We start from the raw sequence: 4,303 nt of genomic DNA, 5'->3' as shown, positions 1-4,303 counted from the left end.
CGACACGAGGATTTTCAGTCCTCTGCTCTACCGACTGAGCTACCTGGGCCAAGAGGCCGTATTTAAGCGGGGCCTTGATCAGAAGTCAAGACCAACGCACGTGCATAGAGAAAACGATGGGCCATGCCACTCTGATTCGCAGCGATACGCACGGCCTGGGCCAGCGGCAATTCAGCGAGCAGCGGGCTGAGCAACTGGTCGGCATCGGTTACTTCCTGAGTTTGCTCCGGTGCCCCCGCCACCACCAGCGTCATCTCGCCGCGCACTTTGTCCGGATGCGCCTGCAGCAGCGCTACCAGCCCACCCAGACTGTCCCGCAAGCACTCCTCATACATCTTGGTCAACTCCCGGCACAGCGCTGCCCCGCGATCTGGACCCCATAATTCAGCCATATCCGCCAAGGTCTCGCCGATCCGGTGCGGTGCCTCATAAAAAATCATGCTGCGCGCCTCCCGCTGCAGGGCCTGTAGCCGGGCCCGCCGCGCCCCCGCCTTAGCAGGCAGAAAGCCCTCGAAGCTGAAGCGATCACTGGGCAGGCCGGACAGCGCCAACGCGGCCAACGCGGCGTTAGGCCCGGGAATAATCGTCACCGGTAATTGCCGCTCCCGGAGGAGGGCCAGCAACGGAAATCCAGGGTCAGAAATCAGCGGCATCCCCGCATCTGACAGCAGGGCAATATGCTCCCCAGCGGCGATACGCTGGGCAATCTGCGGGGCAAGCGCCCTCTCGTTATGCTCGTGCAGTGCCAGCGTTTTGGGCCGCACACCCAGATGCTGAAAGAGGCGCTGGGCATGACGGCGATCTTCCACCAGAATCAGGGCGGCACTGCTAATCGCCCGTTGCGCACGCAATGAAAGATCATCGAGGTTACCGATGGGGGTGGCAATGATGGTTAATTGGCCGGCGACGCCTGCCGCCGGTTCTGTAAGGCTATCCATCACCCTACTCCCGACTGAGGTCGTGTTTCAGTCATTGAATACCTTCTCCTTTCTCCATACACTCTGCTCATGACACCCCGCCCAGCCCTGAAGGCCTCTTTGCGCCTGCTGATGACCCTGGCCCTGGCCACGGGCCTTAGTGCTTGCGCGAGTATGCCACATAAGACGCCACTCTCGTCGAGTCCAGCGCCTGCGCCTGCCGAAACGACGACAAGCGTCCCTGAAACATCAACGGCGCAACATGCCGACCAACTCATGGCCGACGGGCACGAGTTGGAGGCGGCCAGGGACTACATCCACGCGGCCGCCGAGGCACGGGGACAAACCCAACTCAATTACCTGATGGAAGCCGCACAAGCCTCCCTAAAGGGACAAAAACCGCAAGTTGCGATATTACTGGCTAATGAAGTGCTGCGTTTGCAGCATAACAACGCCGAATTGCGCGGGGCGGCGCTTTGGATCCGCGCTCAGGGGCTCATGGATCAAGGGCAAACCCCCAGTGCCAAGGGCAATCTCGAAGAACTGCTGACCATCGCCAGCACACCTCAGGATGTACGCGCTCAGGCCATGGGTACTCTGGCCACGCTCTACACGCAGGAAGGTCACGAGCTCACCGCACTGAATTTCCTGATCGAACGGGACAGCCTTCTGGGTAGTAATGAGGTTGCAGAGAATCATCGCCGCATTCATGCCCTTCTCGACTTGCAGTCGGCTGCGAAACTGCAGAATTGGCAGGGACGCAGCGGCAACCCCCTGGTGCAGGAGTGGATCGCTGTCGCCCTGATCACCCGGCAGTATCCCGATCCGCAACAGCGACAGGCAGCGATTAGTGCCTGGCTGGCGGCACATCCTGGGCACCCGCCCATAAACTTCGCGGACAACACCGCGACCACCACCGACACTTCTGCTCTCAGCCCGGCGCTCGGGAGTATATGCGCCTTGTTACCCTCCAGCGGGCCCTATGCGCCCCTCTCCCAAGCCATCACCGCCGGGATGGCCACCGCAGCGCAATTACAATCCGGTCCTGCGGTGCGCGTCCTGCGGACCACCGGCAACCCCAGTTACACCGCCGTACTCTTTGAACGCGGGGTAAAAGAGGGCTGCAAGGTCTTCGTCGGCCCCTGGCTGCCCCAGGATATCAACGCCGTAGCCGCCGTCAGGAAACCCAGCGATCCGCCGGTCATTGCGCTCGGCACGGCGCCCGGTGTGCAGCAGCCGGGGCTCTATACCCTGAGCCTGAGCCGTGACGTCGCCGCCCGGCAAATTGCCGCCCAGAGCTATGGGGCGGGTTACCGTCGTGCCTATGTGCTTTATCCGCAGGACTCCAGTGGCGCCGCCATTCAGGCAGACTTTATCGCGGTCTGGAAGAAGCTCGGCGGTACGGTCGGCGGTGTCACCACCTATCTGCCGGGACGCTCTCTGGCGGATAACGCGCGACAACTGTTGAGTATACCGCCCGGGCAACGCAGCTTTGTCTTTCTGATTACCGATGCGAAAAACGCCAGTGCTGCCGTTACCTCTATCCGCCTGATCAATAGCACTGTGCCTATTTTCAGCCCGGCGTTGCTGCACGGCGCCGCCTTGCCCGGCGATGCGCAGAGGCTCTCTGGCATTGAGTCCGTCGATATGCCGTGGATCATCAGCCCTGGGCAAAGCTGGCCGCCAGCAGCGCCTCTGCTGCGCACCACCCTGCCCAACGCCAGTGATGCCCAGTGGCGCATGGCGGCCTTCGGGCTGGATGCCTACCGGATGGCGGAGCGCGTTCTGGCTAAAGACATGACGGGTAGCCTGAACGGTACCACGGGCATCCTCCACTTCGCTGCCGATAACCAGATCATGCGTGACATGGAATGGATGGAAGTGGAGAATGGCCAAATCGTGCCTTTGCCGGGAGTGCCCAAGCCGGGCACCTGAATCATGCCGTCACCACGCCAGAATTTAGGTCAGCAGGGTGAAGACAGCGCCGTCGCCCTGCTCGCCGCGCAGGGGCTTCATCCTCTGACACGCAACTATCGCTGCCGGATGGGAGAAATTGACATCATCACCCTCGATGGCGATACCCTGGTCTTCGTGGAGGTGCGCCAGCGCGCCCACGACCGGCAGGGGGGTGCGGCGGCCAGTGTCACCGGTCGCAAGCAAAGGCGGCTGATCCGCGCCGCGGAGTACTTTCTTTTGCGTAACCCTCAGCACGGGTTACGGCCCTGCCGCTTTGATGTCATCGCCCTCGACGGTGACGCCCCGGCAGACTGGATTCGTGATGCCTTTAGAGTACCCAGCCCATGACCGTCACTGACTGGATGAATTCCGCCTTCCGCGCCGGCATCGCCTGCAAAGAAAGATCGGCGGCGGTACTGGCAGTGCCTTTTGCACAGGCCAGCCAGCGTCTGATTGCCACCTTGCAAGCTGGCGGGCAGGTGCTTAGTTGCGGCAATGGCGGTTCTTCCGGCGATGCCCAGCACCTGGCCTCGGAACTGGTCAACCGCTTTGAGACGGCGCGCCGCGCCCTGCCCGCTATCGCCCTCAGTACCGACAGCAGCGTGGTCACGGCCATCGCCAATGATGCCTGCTACGAACAGATTTTCGCCCGACAGATTGAGGCGCTGGGTCGTCCGGGTGACTGCCTGGTCGCTTTCAGCACTTCGGGCAACTCCGCCAACGTCCTCGCCGCTATCCATACCGCCCAGCAGCGCGGCATGTGGGTGCTGGCCCTTACGGGCAGGGGAGGCGGACAACTGGCGCCACTGCTGCGCCCTGCGGACATTGAATTGCGCGTGCCGGAGCAGAACACAGCGCGCATTCAGGAAGTCCACCTCGTCCTCATCCATGCCCTCTGCAATGGTGTCGACGCCAGTTTTACGGACAACCCTCCCGCGCCCGCGTTGCGCACAGGTCAGGTGCTCCGCGACCGGGAGGCGTTGCGTGCGGCCTGCGCCTTCCGGCGCCCCCTCGTCTTTACCAACGGCGTCTTTGATGTGTTGCATCGGGGCCATGTGCAGTATCTCGCCGAAGCCTGCGCCGAAGGCGCCTGCCTGGTGGTGGGCGTCAACAGTGATGCCTCGGTGCGCCGCCTCGGCAAAGGTGCGGATCGCCCGGTCAACAGTGAGGAGGACCGCATGGCGGTGCTCGCCGGATTACAGGCGGTGGATTTCGTCACGGTGTTTGACGACGATACCCCGCTGAAACTCATCCAGCATCTCCAACCCGACGTGCTGATCAAGGGTGGCGACTGGCCGATAGACCGCATCGTCGGCGCCGATTGGGTGCAGGCCAGAGGCGGCCGGGTGCTTAGCATTCCTTTTCGCCACGAGCGCAGCACCACCGCCCTCTTACAAAAAATCCGGGGGAGCCAACCATGAACGTCAGCA

At 62.4% G+C, this 4,303-nt stretch carries 4 protein-coding genes and 1 pseudogene; 4 read left to right on the top strand and 1 reads right to left on the bottom strand.

The annotated features are described in order from the left end of the window. Positions 1 to 62: 62 nt before the first annotated feature. Positions 63 to 938 carry a 16S rRNA (cytidine(1402)-2'-O)-methyltransferase gene (gene rsmI / locus Q0C48_RS01390; protein ID WP_291520812.1) on the bottom strand — a complete coding sequence of 292 codons (876 nt, stop codon included), beginning with the start codon at positions 936 to 938 and terminating at the stop codon, positions 63 to 65. Positions 939 to 1,007: 69 nt separating this feature from the next. On the opposite strand from rsmI, the gene Q0C48_RS01385 reads away from it, so the two are divergent. The 4 genes and pseudogenes from Q0C48_RS01385 (at position 1,008) to rfaE2 (ending at position 4,294) form a co-directional block, all read left to right on the top strand. Beyond that, the gene (locus tag Q0C48_RS01385) at positions 1,008 to 2,852 is read left to right on the top strand and encodes a penicillin-binding protein activator (RefSeq protein WP_291520811.1); all 1,845 of its coding nucleotides are present in this window, start codon (positions 1,008 to 1,010) and stop codon (positions 2,850 to 2,852) included. Between the two features lie 3 nt (positions 2,853 to 2,855). Next, positions 2,856 to 3,221, top strand: coding sequence for a YraN family protein (locus Q0C48_RS01380; protein WP_291520809.1), 366 nt, complete (start codon positions 2,856 to 2,858; stop codon positions 3,219 to 3,221). After that, a pseudogene (locus Q0C48_RS14600) lies at positions 3,218 to 3,784 on the top strand (SIS domain-containing protein); the annotation flags it as partial. The gene Q0C48_RS01380 and the pseudogene Q0C48_RS14600, both read left to right, overlap by 4 nt. Before the next feature lie 48 nt (positions 3,785 to 3,832). Then, positions 3,833 to 4,294, top strand: a complete 462-nt coding sequence (gene rfaE2, locus Q0C48_RS14595) for a D-glycero-beta-D-manno-heptose 1-phosphate adenylyltransferase (RefSeq protein WP_366936975.1) — start codon at positions 3,833 to 3,835, stop codon at positions 4,292 to 4,294. Positions 4,295 to 4,303 lie beyond the last annotated feature (9 nt).

The sequence above is a fragment of the Acidithiobacillus sp. genome (assembly GCF_023255755.1).
GTDB lineage: Bacteria > Pseudomonadota > Gammaproteobacteria > Acidithiobacillales > Acidithiobacillaceae > Acidithiobacillus.
The sequence above is the reverse complement of the archived record's forward strand: the minus strand, read 5'-3'. Positions and strand labels throughout refer to the sequence as shown.